This is a genomic window from Actinomadura napierensis, assembly GCF_039529375.1.
Lineage (GTDB): Bacteria > Actinomycetota > Actinomycetes > Streptosporangiales > Streptosporangiaceae > Spirillospora > Spirillospora napierensis.
The window spans coordinates 1-601 of the sequence record NZ_BAAAMR010000360.1 but is presented as its reverse complement, the minus strand read 5'-3'; the positions used below and the strand labels follow the sequence as shown (position 1 = coordinate 601).

General features: G+C 46.8%; 1 protein-coding gene. It reads left to right on the top strand.

Features of this window, described 5'->3' with window-relative positions:
- Positions 1-601, top strand: a 601-nt coding sequence (locus ABD296_RS49920; protein ID WP_344285678.1) for a hypothetical protein, incomplete at both ends; no start/stop codon positions are given.

The window sequence follows — 601 nt, the reverse complement described above, 5'->3', positions numbered from 1 at the left end:
CCTGCAGACCTGATCGGTGCGATCACGATTCCTGAAGACCTAAATGGCGACGGTATCTTGAATGCAGACGAGTTAGGTACAGATGGCAGCTTCAATGCACAAGTGGCATTAGGACCGGATGCAGTTGATGGCACAGTGGTGAATGTTAACGGTACTAACTACACCGTGACAGCAGCTGATATTACCAACGGCTACATCACCGCAATTCTTGCTGCAACAGCAGCCGATCCTGTGACTGGTCAGATTGTGATCCATGCTGAGGCTGTAGATGCGCAAGGTAACGTAGATGTTGCTGATGCAGATGTAACAGTAACACTCGATGTCACTCCACCTGATATCACTACAACAGTATTAGCAATTGACCCTGTTACCGCAGACAATATTCTTGATGCGACAGAAGCTGGTGGAACAGTAACTTTAACTGGTACATTGACCAACGTTCCTGCAGATGCAACAACCACAGGTGTAGTGGTGACTATAAATGGTAATGACTACACAGCAACAGTAGATGCTATAGCGGGTACTTGGACAGTTAATGTTGCGGGCAATGACCTTGCTCTAGATCCAGACTTAACTGTTGATGCTAAAGCGACTTTCACAG